Origin of the sequence: Paenibacillus sp. J53TS2, assembly GCF_018403305.1 — a bacterium.
Classification (GTDB): Bacteria; Bacillota; Bacilli; order Paenibacillales; family Paenibacillaceae; genus Fontibacillus; species Fontibacillus rhizolycopersici.
On sequence record NZ_BOSK01000002.1, the window covers coordinates 26,981 to 41,643 of the forward strand.

The window sequence follows — 14,663 nt, forward strand, 5'->3', positions numbered from 1 at the left end:
CTTTTGAATTTGTACATCCAACACTTTTCGCCCTGGAAAAGGAAAGTCATAGTTGTGAAACAATTCGTCGCTACCTACAGTTTCTCCGGGAGCCCTTGTTGTCCATTGACCTGCCGAATTTGACCAGATTTCATACGACATAAATCCTACGGCGTATCGCTTGTTAGGATCACCTGTAGGGTCTTTATATGGTGTGATATGAGCGTTGCCGAAATCTGAGCTGGATGCAGACTTGGCTTTTTCGGAATGTACTGCTGCAATTGCTATAAACGTAAGGATGAAACAAAATACTCTCCATCCTATTGGCTTGAGCAATATCAAACACCACCTTGATTATTTCGTAAAATCATTCTTGACGAATACTGCTGCATTCGAATCTACATCAACCCCAACAAATTCAATGTCCTTCAGCTCTAGGCTCTTGTAGCTTCTGATCCCTAACATATCTTCATCAATACGAGCTATGATCTGATGATATTTAATCCTCAAATCATTATCTTGGCTAGTTCTCTCCCGAAGTCTAACAACCTCCCCCCTATACTTTAGAGGCTCACCTTTTTGCATTAAATAATAATTCGTGCCTATTTGTGACTTGCTATCCGAAATTGAACGAAGAAATTCCGTTTTATCTGTTGACTGAGCATAATCAATCCGATAAATAATTTCATTTTCGAACTGTATCGGGAAATCATCTTTACTAAGAATGCGAACTTGAGAATAAGTGATATTGCCAAATTTCAGAACATATTCGCCCTTCTTAAACAAATCCAAATAAGGCTCAATCGACACCGGCTTTGCCACATCCTCCAATTTAGGGACTTCTGTGCTGCCGATCCATATGTACTGATTTACGCCATCCCATTTTATGGTTTCACCTAACGCCTGGCTGACAAAACGAAGCGGTACCAGCGTCCGCCCGTTGACGGCAACCGATGGAGTATCCAAGGTAACGGTTTCCCCGTTAACGGTCGCTGTTCTCCCTCCAATCGTCATGGCGATTTGGCGGTCACCTTTTTCTATCGATATGTTCTTTCCGGTTAACGTCAACTTACCGCCAAGTTTATCCGTTACAAATCGCAATGGAATTAGGGTAGTTCCATTATTGATTTGCGGACGGACATCCGGGAAGGCAACTCTGCGAGCATCAACCAGCACCTCAATGGACATGTTTTTTACTTTTGGAATATCTGCGGAAGCCGCATTAGTGACTTGTCCAAAGTTCAACCCTAAAAGAATGAAGCTACACAAACCAATTATTAGCTTTTTCTTCACTTCCATCACTCCCATGAAATTTTATTTCGTCACCCACTTCATAGTAATAGTCCCTATCACACTCCCCATTGCTCGCATAATTTTCCTGAGATACAATAAGGATAAAGAAGGGACGAGGCACATTCGCCCCTCCCGGAAAAGGATGTTGCCCTAACGTTTGCGGCGGTGGGAGCCATCCTTTTTTTCTTTTGTCCGCAAACAGCATCTATTTAGGAAAAATATGCCTCCTCACTTATTCGCTAACCTCTTCTATACACCTCCTTTGTTCTTGCTTTTCTGATAAATTCATCCATTTATGAAAACAAAAAAACACACCTCGCCATCGGATTGATGTCAAGGTGTGCTTCACCTGTCCTTTATTATAATCCATATCCTGTAAATTGAAAAGACACTCCATCCCTCCATAATAAGGAATAAAGTGTCCTGGCTTATTTCATAAGATGAAATATGTATCCCTCGTTCTGGCTTAGCTAAACCAAGTTTTGATCATAATTGCATCGGACGCCAAAAAGACCAACAGGCTGATGATCCCGAAAGCGATCGCGAACAAGTTCTTCTTCGGGCGCTGGGTCACCAAGCGGATGACGCCGATCAAAATGATGATCGTAAACAAAATCATAAAAATATCAAACCCGTTAAATGTCGTTGTTTTTGCCGTTTCTTGCGCTGCTTCGAGCAACATCGCGAAACCTCCTCTTGAAATCCACGAAATCACAACTCTTCTTCTATGTTATCTTCCCTCCGGTTCGGATGCAAGAGGAAAGACAAGTTTTTGTCAAACTTTTCGCTAAAAACATGCATTCACCGTCGGTTTTAACCCTTATTTTGTGTTAGAGGTCATTGACATATGTATTATCATCAGATCTTTAGTTGTTCATAAGTAAGTTTTATGTCCAGAAGTCCCTTTCATTATTTACGCTATATCTCAACTATGGTACCATGAAAATTAACATTATTCATAGTTTTGTTGTCGGAATTAACAAGCTCAAGGAATCAAAGGGAGGTTATCGCATGGCGTATGAACCGATATGGACCGCAGAGCCGGAGAAACTCAACAAATTTGAATTCGTCAAATTGGAAAAAGACGGCCTGGACGTGATCCGTACGATAATTGAAGAGTATGCGGTTAAAGGGTTCGACTCCATTCCAGCGGACGATATGGACCGTTTCAAATGGGCCGGCGTATATCAGCAAAAGCCGAAAGACGGACATTTCATGATGCGCGTGCGCATTAATACAGGGATCATGACCACCGCGCAGGCGCGTGCCCTGACGGACATTGCCCGCTTATACGGACGTGACCTGGTGGACGTGACGACACGTCAAGCCATTCAATTCCATTGGCTGCGCGTGGAGCATTTACCGGATATTTTTAAGCGGCTAGATGAGGTTGGCTTGTATTCCTACGAGGCTTGCGGTGACTGCCCGCGTACGATCGTCGGCAACCCGCTCGCCGGGATCGACAAGGATGAATTGATCGATACGACGGAGATCGTCGAAGAGGTCAACCGATTTTTCTTGTTGAATCGGGACTTCTCTAATTTGCCGCGAAAATATAAGATGTCGATCTCCGCAAACGTCTATAATAACGCACAAGCGGAAATCAACGATTTGGCCTTAACACCGGCGATTAAAGTGATTGATGGCAAGGAAGTTATCGGGTTTCATGCCATGGTTGGCGGCGGTTTATCCGCAAAACCACATTTGGCCAAAACGCTGGACATATTCGTAAGACCAGAGGAAGTGCTGAAGGTAGCGATCGGGGTCACCACGATATTCCGTGATTACGGATACCGGGAGAAACGCCATCAAGCCCGCCTGAAATATCTGGTTGCCGACTGGGGACCGGAGAAATTCAAAGATAAACTAGTCGAGTTGGTTGGCGAGCTGGAATCTCGTGGGGAAGACAAAACCGCCGGCTGGCAAGCAGCCTACTTTGACGGAGTACATCCACAGAAGCAAGAAGGGCTTAACTATATCGGTCTCAACGTACCGGTGGGGCGGTTAAATGCCAATGAGCTGGAGCAATTGGCCGACGTGGCTGATCAATACGGTGACGGCAAAATCCGTACCACCATGTCTCAAAATATTTTGCTTAGCGGTATCCCCGACGACAAAGTGGAGGAAGCCCTTCAGGCACCGGTACTGCAACGGTTAACGCCGTTTCCGAAGCACTTTATGAGCCGGACCGTCTCCTGCACGGGCAATGAATTTTGCAACCTGGCCATCGTGGAAACGAAGCAACGCGCGGTCGAAGTGGCGGAGTATCTGGACGCACATGTGGCTTTGGACGAGAAGGTTCGAATCCACTTTATCGGCTGCCCGAATGCCTGCGGACAGAAGCACATCGCCGATATCGGATTGCAAGGCTCTTTGGTTAAAACGCCGGAGGGCATGGTCGATGCGTTCGACATTGCAGTAGGCGGTACCTTGGGTGGTGGAGCAAATGGTTCACAAGCCCAGTTTAACCAAGCACTGAAAGGACGCGTTAAAGGGGACCAGGTCGCGTACGTCCTGGAACAACTGCTGCTGTTCTATAAATCAAATCGGAATGCCTCCGAGTCCTTCCATGATTTCGTCCTTCGCGTTGGAGTCCCAGCGTTCCAAGAGCAATTAAGCCAGATCCTAGAAGCGGGAATCGCCTCATAACCCCATTTTATTTGCAGCGAGAGTTGTGATATTATGGGAATTAGAAGGATACATTAAAAAAGAGCGGAGATGCGCGAACATCTCCACTCGGCAACAGCCGCTTTTAAGGGCGGTTGACTGTGAACGGTTTTGTCTACTGAAATAGACCGGTACCTTGTTCGGGGCGGTCTATTTCTTTTTGCTTTGGTTCAGTGCCATGACGATCGTAACGATCAGCCCGATCAGTGCAACATGAAGCGCACCAAAGCTAATCATTAACGCCAAAGCATCTTTTACCTCCACAGGCATCACCTCCTTTACAGGAGACTAGCCGACCGCCCTTGCAGCCATTCTGTTGTTAGTGTAATTATACCATTATTGGAATATATTAATAGCCAAAGAAACAGCCTCAATTTAAAGAGACTGCTTCTTTTTATCCTCTATACGACTTCCCGATCCTTCTCTTCCATTATGCTTAATTCCGCGGTGCGCTTGGCATCCCGCTTGAGGATTGGAGCCAGGTAGCGCCCGGTATAGGAATTCTCCACCTTTACGATGTCCTCCGGCGTACCGGTGGCAATTATCGTTCCGCCGCCGCTGCCGCCTTCTGGACCTAAGTCGATCAGGTAATCGGCCGTCTTGATCACGTCCAGGTTATGCTCAATGACAAGGACCGTCTCCCCGGAATCGACGAGGCGATGAAGCACGTTGAGCAAACGATCGATGTCATCGACATGCAAGCCGGTCGTTGGCTCGTCAAGGATGTAAATCGTTTTGCCCGTGCTGCGTCGATATAATTCCGAAGCCAATTTCACGCGCTGGGCTTCCCCGCCAGACAACGTTGTAGCCGGTTGCCCCAGGGTGACGTAACCCAAACCAACGTCCAGCAGCGTTTGCAGCTTACGATGAATCTTCGGAATGTTTTGGAAGAAGTCTGTGGCATCTTCGATCGTCATCTCGAGCACGTCGGCAATACTCTTGTTCTTATACTTCACTTCCAACGTCTCCCGGTTATACCGTTTACCTTTGCAGACTTCACAAGGAACGTATACATCGGGCAGGAAGTGCATTTCAATCTTGATGATCCCGTCCCCTTTGCAAGCTTCGCAGCGGCCGCCTTTGATGTTGAAGCTGAAGCGTCCTTTCTTATAGCCGCGCACCTTCGCTTCGGTCGTTTGGGAGAACAGATCGCGAATGTCGTCGAACACCCCGGTGTACGTTGCCGGATTGGAACGTGGCGTACGACCGATTGGAGATTGGTCGATATCGACGACCTTATCCACATGATCAAGCCCTTTGATCTCCTTGTATTGCCCCGGACGTACTCTCGCTCGATTTAAATCACGAGCCAATGTTTTATACAAGATTTCGTTGACGAGGGTCGACTTGCCGGAACCAGACACCCCGGTCACTGCCGAAAATACGCCGATCGGGAATTTCACATTGATGTTCTTCAGATTGTTCTCCTTGGCCCCTTTGACCTCCAACCAGCGGCCGTCCGGTTTGCGCCGCGATGCCGGCACCGGAATAAACTTCTTGCCACTTAAATACTGGCCGGTCAGGGAACGTGGGTCATCCATGACTTCCTGCGGTGTACCTTGCGAAATCACTTGGCCGCCGTGGATACCGGCTCCAGGTCCGATATCGATAATATGATCCGCTGCCAGCATCGTATCTTCATCGTGTTCAACGACGATCAACGTGTTGCCGAGGTCACGCATGTGGTTCAGTGTGGAAATCAACTTATCGTTATCCCGTTGGTGCAGCCCGATGCTCGGTTCGTCAAGGATATACAGGACGCCCATCAGACTGGATCCGATCTGCGTAGCCAGCCGGATACGCTGCGCTTCGCCGCCGGATAACGTGCCCGCCGCCCGACTGAGCGTCAGGTATTCCAGACCAACGTTCACCAAGAACCCGAGCCGACTATTGATTTCCTTCAAGATCAGATTGGCAATGGATTTTTCCTTTTCCGTGAGCTCCAGTTTATCAAAAAACTCTCTTGCATCGCCGATCGACAAGGACGTCACGTGCGCGATGTTTTGGTTGTTGACCGTGACTGCGAGGACTTCCTTCTTCAACCGGTCACCATGACAGGTACTGCAAGGTTTAGAGCCCATAAACTCCTCAATGAACTCACGAATGCCCTCCGAAGCGGTATCGCGATAACGCCGTTCCAGGTTTGGAATGACCCCTTCAAATGTCACATAGGCATCTCTACTCATACCGAAGTCATTCTCATAACGGAACCGAACCTTCGTATCGCCGGTTCCATACAGCAGCTTGTCCATCTGCTCCGCCGTTAGCTCGGAAACCGGAACATTTTGCGGAATATGAAAATGCTCGCAAACCGATCTCAAAAACTGTGGATAGTAGTTGGAGGTGCCACCCGCCCACGCTTCAAAAGCGCCCTCCTCAATGGATTTGGACGGATTGGAGACAAGCAAGTCCTTATCGATGATCATCTTCACGCCAAGTCCATCACACTCCGGACAAGCCCCAAACGGGCTGTTGAACGAAAACATCCGCGGCGACAGTTCCTCCATGCTAAACCCGCAAATCGGGCAAGCATAGTTGGAGCTAAAGCGAAGCTCCTCTTGGCCGATTATATCGACGAGGATTTGTCCGCCGGACATCTTAAGCGCGGTTTCGATGGAATCCGCTAGGCGGCTGCGTGCATCTTCCTTCACGACAATCCGGTCGACGATGACCTCGATCGTGTGCTTCTTATTCTTCTCGAGTTCAATATCCTCCGACAAGTCGCGTTGTTCGCCATCCACCCGAACCCGAACGAAACCTTGTTTGGCGATTTCACTGAATAAGCTTTTGTGCTCACCCTTTTTGCCGGAAATCACCGGAGCTAGAATCTGCAATCTCGTCCGCTCCGGATATTGCATAATGCGATCAACCATTTGCTCTACGGTCTGCGACGTGATCTCAATGCCGTGCTCCGGACAGTGCGGATGGCCAATCCGAGCAAACAAGAGACGGAGATAGTCATAAATTTCCGTGACCGTACCCACCGTTGAACGGGGGTTACGACTTGTCGTTTTCTGGTCGATGGAAATGGCCGGGGACAATCCTTCGATCGAATCCACGTCCGGCTTATCCATTTGCCCCAAGAACTGCCGCGCATACGCGGATAGCGACTCAACGTAACGACGTTGTCCCTCCGCATAAATGGTATCAAAAGCAAGCGAGGACTTGCCGGAGCCGCTCAGCCCCGTAAGCACGACAAACTTGTCGCGCGGTATCGTGATATCTATGTTTTTCAGATTATGCGCTCTGGCGCCTTTAATGACGATACTCTCACTACCCAACAACTTCATCTCCCTTTTTAGATGATGTTTAAAAATCGGCTTCCCATCACGATGTTATTCGTAGGAGCTTTTCGACGTCGAATCTTGAATTCAGTCGGTCGCTCCGTTGCTCACGTAGATCTGTCTACGCTCCGCTACTCCCTCTCTCCTTCATCCAACCTTCTCGGTGCTGATAACCCGATTTTTAAACTATGATTGAACTTTTTCAAACCAACTTCCCATCACGATGTTATTCGTAGGAGCTTTTCGACGTCGAATCTTGAATTCAGTCGGTCGCTCCGTTGCTCACGTAGATCTGTCTACGCTCCGCTACTCCCTCTCTCCTTCATCCAACCTTCTCGGTACTGATAACCCGATTCCTAAACTATGATAGTAACCTAACGGAACGTAGAGACGTTATTCGATCATTTCCCGGGTATATCCCGGTTTAACGGAACACAGAGACCTTATTGGGCATATATCTCTGCGTTTACGGTCATTCTCGAGTAAATAGCGTCTCCTCGTTCCGTTAGAATGAAAAACGGTAGTTCTTAGAGCTAATAAGGTCGCTCAGTTCCTTTACAATGGTTCGCGCCCCCTGGTCGAAGGCAACAACAGCGGAAGAAGGCGGCGGCAGGATCCGGTCCTAGCGATCAAGGCCGGCCTTCCCCGCTCGAATCCGGTCAACGATGCTACCTACAGCAACCGGCTCGCGGCCAATAGTCACCCCCATTTAGAGGGGCGGCACTCTGTCAGCCATCACTCAGCCCGCAACTCCAAAATCGCGTCACGCAGCTCCGCGGCGCGCTCGAATTGCAGGTTCTTGGCCGCTTCCTTCATCTCGACTTCCAGACGGCCGATCATCGCTTCGCGGTCGCGTTTGGACATCTTGCCTTTGGCGTCGGCCAGATAATCGGCTTTGCTCTCCGCCACCTTGGTCGCCTCGATCACGTCGCGGACCTTCTTGCGAATCGTCTGCGGCGTGATACCGTGCTCCTCGTTGTAAGCAATCTGGATGCTGCGCCGCCGTTCGGTCTCCTTGATCGCCCGATCCATCGACTCCGTGATCGAGTCGCCGTACATTAGCACTCGGCCGTCCGAGTTCCGCGCGGCCCGACCAATGGTCTGGATCAGCGATCGCTCCGAGCGCAGGAAACCTTCCTTGTCGGCGTCCAAAATCGCCACCAGCGACACCTCCGGCAAGTCAAGACCTTCCCGCAGCAGGTTGATCCCAATCAGTACATGGAACGTCCCCAGCCGCAGGTCGCGCAAGATCGTCATCCGTTCCAACGTTTTGATATCGGAATGGAGATACCTGACTTTGATGCCGACTTCCTTCAGGTAATCGGTCAAATCCTCCGACATCTTCTTGGTCAGTGTTGTTACCAGTACGCGTTCATCTTTAGCGATACGGTCGCGGATTTCCCCGATCAAATCGTCGATCTGTCCCTTGGTCGGCCGTACCTCGATAATTGGATCCAGCAGACCCGTCGGACGGATGATCTGTTGCACCATCGTAGGGCAATGCTCCAACTCATAAGGACCCGGCGTAGCCGATACATAGATCAGCTGCGTCGCTTTCTCCTCGAACTCCTCGAACCGCAGCGGGCGGTTATCCAACGCGGATGGCAGACGGAAACCGTGGTCCACCAGCACATTTTTACGCGCCTGGTCACCATTGTACATCGCTCGGATTTGCGGCAGCGTAACGTGGGATTCGTCGATGACGATCAGCATATCATCCGGAAAATAATCCATCAACGTATACGGCGTCGCCCCCCGCTCCCGGAAAGTTAACGGTCCCGAATAGTTCTCGATCCCGGAACAGAAGCCGACCTCCTTCATCATTTCGATGTCGTAGCGCGTCCGCTGCTCCAGCCTCTGGGCTTCCAGCAGTTTCCCCTGCGCACGGAATACCTCCAGCCGTTCTTCCAGTTCACGTTCGATGTTCGTGATGGCGATCTTCATCGTCTCTTCTTGAGTAACGAAGTGAGACGCCGGGAAAATCGCAATATGCTCGCGTTCGCCAACCAGTTCTCCGGTCAACACATCGATTTCCGTGATCCGCTCAATCTCGTCGCCAAAAAACTCCACGCGCACCGCCTGCTCGCCCCGGGAGGCCGGAAAGATTTCCAGCACGTCGCCGCGAACCCGAAACGTACCGCGCACAAAGTTCAAATCGTTCCGTTGATATTGGATATCCACCAGCCGGCTCAAAATCTGATTGCGCGGCTTTTCCATCCCTACCCGCAGCGACAGTACCAAATTGCGATACTCCATCGGGGAACCGAGACCGTAAATACACGACACGCTCGCCACGATGATAACATCCCGCCGCTCAAACAACGAGCTCGTCGCCGAGTGACGTAATTTATCGATTTCTTCATTAATGCTGGAATCTTTCTCGATATAGGTGTCGGAGGAAGGAATGTAGGCTTCCGGCTGGTAGTAGTCGTAGTAACTAACGAAGTAGTCAACCGAGTTATTGGGGAAAAATTCGCGAAACTCGCTGGCCAGCTGCGCCGCTAAAGTCTTGTTATGCGCGATGACGAGGGTGGGCCGTCCGAGCTTCGCGATCGTATGAGCGATCGTAAACGTCTTTCCTGTCCCGGTCGCCCCGAGTAACGTCTGGTGCTTCTTTCCAGCGAGTGTACCCTCCACCAGTTGTCGAACCGCCTCCGGTTGGTCCCCTTGTGGCGTATATTCGGAGATCAGCTCGAATTTATTGTCGCTAACCACGATTTCACTCATTGTCCAACATCACCCTATCGTCTAAAATGGAATACTAGAGGCGTCTCCGGTATTCGTTCTATCTATGCATGAGAGGTTTCCTCAAGATGTTCGTTTCTTCATCTAAACTAGGATCGTCATCATTCCGATGAATAAACCAAGCTTAGCCTTCGAGTCCTTCCTAAATTTATCAAAATAGGAATGGGTGTTCCCATGTATTATACCTTTTTCATCCTATAGATGCAAACGGTAAGTCGAGAATAGGAGTTGTACACAATCCATGGATATTGCAACGCTGATAGGCATCATTGTCGGACTAGCCGCCTTGGTTGGCGGATTTATGCTGGAAGGCGGTCAATTGGGTGGTTTGCTGCAGATTACCGCCGCTTTGATCGTGTTTGGCGGCACCTTCGCCGCAGTGTTGATCAGCTTCCCCGTCGCCAAGCTGCGTACGGTGCCGAAGGCGTTGGCGCTGGCGTTTATGAGCAAATCTCCTGCACAGGATGACGTAATCGAAGATATTGTCGGGATGTCATCGATCTCTCGCCGCGAAGGCGTATTGGCCTTGGAAAAAAAAGCTGCTGAGCATCGGGATCCTTTTCTGCGCGAAGGCATTCAGCTTGTGGTGGATGGTACAGACCGCGCGATGGTGCGGCAAATCATGGAGCTTGAAATCGATGCTGTATCGAAAAAATATGACGGCTACGCCAAAATATTCGAATCGGCCGGCGGGTACGCTCCAACGATGGGGATTATCGGCACCGTGATGGGGCTCATCCACGTACTCGGCAGCTTGTCCGAACCGACCGCGCTGGGGCCATCGATCGCACTTGCATTTACGGCGACGTTATACGGGGTGGCCAGTGCCAACCTGATCTTCCTTCCGATCGCCTCCAAAATCAAAGCGCGCTGCGATGACGAGATCGATCGGATGGATATGATGCTCGAAGGGATTTTGTCGATCCAAAACGGCGACCATCCTTTGCTCGTGCGGCGGAAGCTGGAGTCTTATACCGCGGAAACCACACGGCTTCTGCCTGACAGCGAACCGGAGAAACCGGCTGGATTCGAAATCGGCTCCCGCATTCGCAGCTCTGAGGAGAATGAGCGATGAGGCCGAGTAGTAAATCAGGCAAGAACACGGGGCCGGAACGTTCGCCGCGAGAACCCCGCAGGCGCGGACGCCGTGCGGAGCGCAACGAAACGAAGGACCGCTGGTTGATTACCTATGCGGATTTAATTACGTTGTTGTTGATTTTTTTCGTGATGATGTATGCCATGAGCCGTTTAGACGTGGAAAAATATGAAGTCGTGACCTCCTCCCTCCAGCAGACGTTCAAAGGCGGGGATTCCATCCTGGAGTTGGGCAGCGGGATTACCGGGACGGAGGGAAGGTACAACCACAAGAATCCGCCGGCTTCAGCCGATAACGGCAGCAAGCAAGGCGAGGGAAAAGGCACAACGGGGCAAGCGGACAGTACCGGTCAAGGGCCGTTGACGGAGCGGGAGCTTGCTTTTCGCAAACAAGAGGAAGAACTCGCGAATTTGATGAAGCTGATCGAGGCTTATGTCAAGGACAACTCACTTGAGGATCAAATCCGCGTGACCGACTTGCCGAAAGGCATCTCGATCACGTTAAGCGACCGGTTCCTGTTCGACACCGGACAAGCCGATCTGAAGAGCGGTTCGGCCAAGACGCTTGCCAAGCTGGCCAGCTTGTTCCGGCAGCTCAATACCGTGATCAGTATTGAAGGCCATACCGATAGCCTGCCGATCGTGTATGCGTCGGAATTTAAGGACAACTGGGAGCTGTCGGGGGCAAGAGCGCTGTCGGTGCTGCGGTTTTTCGTGGACAAGGAGAAGCTGGACCCGCAGCACTTCCAATATGCCGGTTACGCCGATACCCGCCCCGCCGCGGACAACGACACCCCCGAAGGCCGCCAGAAGAACCGCCGGGTGGAGATCACGGTGTTACGGCAGTTGCAGAAGTAGGGGGCGAGTCGTCGGGTGTGTATCCGCGCCGATGGCCCGGGCCCTTTCCCGCGAGCCTAGCTCTAACGGACCTCAGTGACGTTATTCGCTATTTCCTGGCCTATTTCCCCAGCTAACGGACTGAAGAAGCCTTATTGGCTAGTTCATCGGCGCTAATGCTCGAATTTGCACCATATAACGTCTCTGAGGTCCGTTAAAATCTACAACTGATGTTTACGGACTAAATAAGGGCCACTCGGTCCGTTAGCAGTAACAATTGGTAAGGAACAGCCTACTGAACCATTGCCAGCAGACACTAAAAGCGATAAACTATGCTCAAACAGGCCGTGAAGCACACGCCGTCTTGATCCTTCTACCCTTTATTTGTGGAATGGGATCGGGACGGCGTTTTTGTTTTCACCATATGGAGGAAGGATGAGTTGAAATGAAATTTGATCAAGCCTTTAATGCGTGGATGGCACGCCAAATGGAGGAAGAGAAGAACCCTAGACGGTTGGAGCTCCTCACAAAGGGATTGGGACACGGTACCATGGAATTTTTGCGGCTCGTCTGGTACCCTGCCGTAGGTCAATTCGATTTCTTATACGCGGAATGGGAGGTGCGGGACTTCAACAACGGTTACCGATACTTGGACCTCGCTTATCTCCCTGGGTCAGGATCGATGAAAGGGGCTATTGAAATTCAGGGCTACGGCCCCCATGCAAGAGATCTGGACGTACGGCGCTTCAAGGATTTATGCTGGCGGCACAGCTTACTGGCGTTAGATGGCTGGACGTTACTCCCCATCGCTTATTTGTCTATCGTGGAGGAGCCGAAACAATGTCAGCAGTTGGTCTTGTCGTTTATCGGAAAATTCATCACAACGGACCTGATGGCTGATCTCAACTGGCTGGAAGCGGAAACTGTTCGCTTCGGTCGCCGTCTTTATCGCCCATTCCCGCCCAACGAGCTGGCAGTACATCTCAGGGTTTCTGATCGCCACGCCAGAAATATTTTGCATGGGTTAATTGAGAAAAACCTCTTCGCCGTCACCAACGGTAAAGCTAGATATCGCAGTTACCAGCTAGTTGATTAGGGCTCAAGGCTTCGTCAGCGCTCTAACGGAACGTAAGGACCTTATTAGTTATTTCCCACTCGATTTCCCGCTCTAACGGAACGTACGGATCTTATTTAAGTTGTTTTACCGCAGATTGCACACGATAGGGCTAAATAAGGGATCCTGGTTCCGTTACATGCTGGAAATGTTCGAATCGAGCTAAATAAGGGCTTCTAGTTCCGTTAGAGAGACAGTTCTGCTAAAAAAATCCCCTAATGAGCGGGTGAACCACCTCATTAGGGGATAGGATTGCATAAGACCGCGCGCGCCCTACGCCTCGGCGGCCGGCCCATCGGCCGCCGCCGGCGCACCGCCGCCCGCCCGCGCTTCGCGCTGCGGTGCGGGCGTGGCGCCCCGAGCGCCACGCACCACGCGGGCGCTCGTGCGCGGGCGCAGTAGCTGCAGCAGCGATAGTGGCTGCAGCCTTACCGCCGCCGGCGCCAGCTCATCCGGCGCGAGGATCGCGCCGAGCTGGTGGTGATCACCGGCGTAGATGGCGCGCTGGAGGAATTTACTCTCGCCCGCGAGATTCAGCACCTCCAGCTTGCAAAAAGCCGGGTTGATCCGCAGCGCTGCATGCAGATCCTCCTTGGTTGGCACCGGCACGCCGTTGACCTTCACGATCGACTCGCCAGCCCGGATCCCAAGCTCTTCCGCCGGACTGCCCGGCAGCACCGCAAGCACCTTCAGTCCCCCCTGCGGATGGACGAACAACGGGCTGCGTTGCTGCTCTTCGAAACGGCTCAGCCAAATCAGCGCTTCGTGCAGCACAAACGCCGCGAGTGCGGCTACCGGCAGCAGCGGGCTCCACCACGCCGTTAACAGCGCCAATACCGTGATGACCGCGCCGTAACCCAACAGCCGGCCGGACGAGATGCGGGCTTTGTCTTTTGGCAGCAGCCCCATCGTCATCTCCGAGAACCCAAGCACAATCGGCAGCGCCATCAATCCAAAGCCGCCTTGCCAAGCATCCCCGCCGAACAACGGCGTCCACGGCAGCACCCCGCCCGTGGTTTGAGCCGGAATAAGCAGGAATAACGGCACCGGCCACAAGCTTTGCATTTGGTACCCGCCGATCAGCTTGCCCCGCTTCCCTTCGTAAAACAACGGTCCGGCAAACGACGCGCCCTGCCACCGTACCAGCATGCCCTCAACTAGATGCAGCAGCCCAACAAGACAGAGCAGCGCCGGGATGTCCAGCTCTCGGACGATACGCACGACGTCGCCCACGAAGCCGCTGCCCGCAAATCCCGGGAACAAATTCAACCCGAACTGAATTAACCCGAGTATACCCACGGAATAGGCCAGGCATAAATAGCGTATGCGGAACAGCATCAGCACGATCGTAACCGCCCAGAGGCAGAGGATCCCCTCCATCGTCAGATTCATTCCCAGGAATACGAAGACGACGGAAACCGCCAGACCCGCCAACAAGCCGGCAAGAACGGTACGCCAAGTCTGCAAGCCCCAGCTGTGCAGGCGAACATGGAACAGACGGCGTTCCAGCACAACCTGCCTGCGATAGATCAGCAGGACGACGATGATCGAAATATAGTAAAACGGCTGCAGCAACAGCTGCACCCCTGCTTCCGCCAGACTCCATAATCCTTCCAGAATGAGATCCAAGAGGTACTCACGCTCCTTTA

General features: G+C 51.5%; 10 protein-coding genes. 4 read left to right on the forward strand and 6 right to left on the reverse strand.

Annotation, left to right across the window (positions count from 1 at the left end):
- Nucleotides 1-333: 333 nt before the first annotated feature.
- Both KJS42_RS04775 and KJS42_RS04780 read right to left on the reverse strand, forming a co-directional pair.
- Nucleotides 334-1,272 (reverse strand): stalk domain-containing protein, encoded by a 939-nt coding sequence (locus KJS42_RS04775; protein WP_213622145.1) that lies wholly within the window; start codon nt 1,270-1,272, stop codon nt 334-336.
- Between the two features lie 466 nt (nt 1,273-1,738).
- Nucleotides 1,739-1,954: a hypothetical protein gene (locus KJS42_RS04780; protein WP_155608185.1), complete on the reverse strand. Its 216-nt coding sequence runs from the start codon at nt 1,952-1,954 to the stop codon at nt 1,739-1,741.
- A gap of 329 nt (nt 1,955-2,283) precedes the next feature.
- Here KJS42_RS04780 and KJS42_RS04785 point away from each other — a divergent pair, with 329 nt between their 5' ends.
- A complete protein-coding gene (locus KJS42_RS04785) occupies nt 2,284-3,921 on the forward strand; it encodes a nitrite/sulfite reductase (protein WP_213622146.1) in 1,638 nt (545 codons plus the stop codon).
- 168 nt (nt 3,922-4,089) lie between these two features.
- Here the strand turns inward: KJS42_RS04785 and KJS42_RS23095 are convergent, their stop codons facing one another.
- The 3 genes from KJS42_RS23095 to uvrB form a co-directional block, all read right to left on the reverse strand.
- Nucleotides 4,090-4,203, reverse strand: coding sequence for a putative holin-like toxin (locus tag KJS42_RS23095; RefSeq protein WP_244868384.1), 114 nt, complete (start codon nt 4,201-4,203; stop codon nt 4,090-4,092).
- A gap of 137 nt (nt 4,204-4,340) precedes the next feature.
- Nucleotides 4,341-7,220, reverse strand: a complete 2,880-nt coding sequence (gene uvrA / locus KJS42_RS04790) for an excinuclease ABC subunit UvrA (RefSeq protein ID WP_213622147.1) — start codon at nt 7,218-7,220, stop codon at nt 4,341-4,343.
- 738 nt (nt 7,221-7,958) lie between these two features.
- Nucleotides 7,959-9,950: an excinuclease ABC subunit UvrB gene (uvrB, locus tag KJS42_RS04795; protein WP_155608188.1), complete on the reverse strand. Its 1,992-nt coding sequence runs from the start codon at nt 9,948-9,950 to the stop codon at nt 7,959-7,961.
- A gap of 259 nt (nt 9,951-10,209) precedes the next feature.
- Here uvrB and KJS42_RS04800 point away from each other — a divergent pair, with 259 nt between their 5' ends.
- From KJS42_RS04800 to KJS42_RS04810, 3 genes are all read left to right on the forward strand, one after another.
- On the forward strand, nt 10,210-11,043 hold the full coding sequence (locus tag KJS42_RS04800) for a flagellar motor protein (RefSeq protein WP_213622148.1): 834 nt from the start codon (nt 10,210-10,212) through the stop codon (nt 11,041-11,043).
- The gene (locus tag KJS42_RS04805) at nt 11,040-11,921 is read left to right on the forward strand and encodes an OmpA/MotB family protein (protein WP_213622149.1); all 882 of its coding nucleotides are present in this window, start codon (nt 11,040-11,042) and stop codon (nt 11,919-11,921) included. The genes KJS42_RS04800 and KJS42_RS04805 overlap by 4 nt, the downstream gene beginning before the upstream one ends.
- Nucleotides 11,922-12,345: 424 nt before the next feature.
- A complete protein-coding gene (locus tag KJS42_RS04810; RefSeq protein WP_213622150.1) occupies nt 12,346-12,996 on the forward strand; it encodes a transcriptional regulator in 651 nt (216 codons plus the stop codon).
- Between the two features lie 291 nt (nt 12,997-13,287).
- On the opposite strand, the gene KJS42_RS04815 is transcribed toward KJS42_RS04810, so the two are convergent.
- Nucleotides 13,288-14,643, reverse strand: coding sequence for a PDZ domain-containing protein (locus tag KJS42_RS04815; protein ID WP_155608192.1), 1,356 nt, complete (start codon nt 14,641-14,643; stop codon nt 13,288-13,290).
- Between the last annotated feature and the right edge of the window lie 20 nt (nt 14,644-14,663).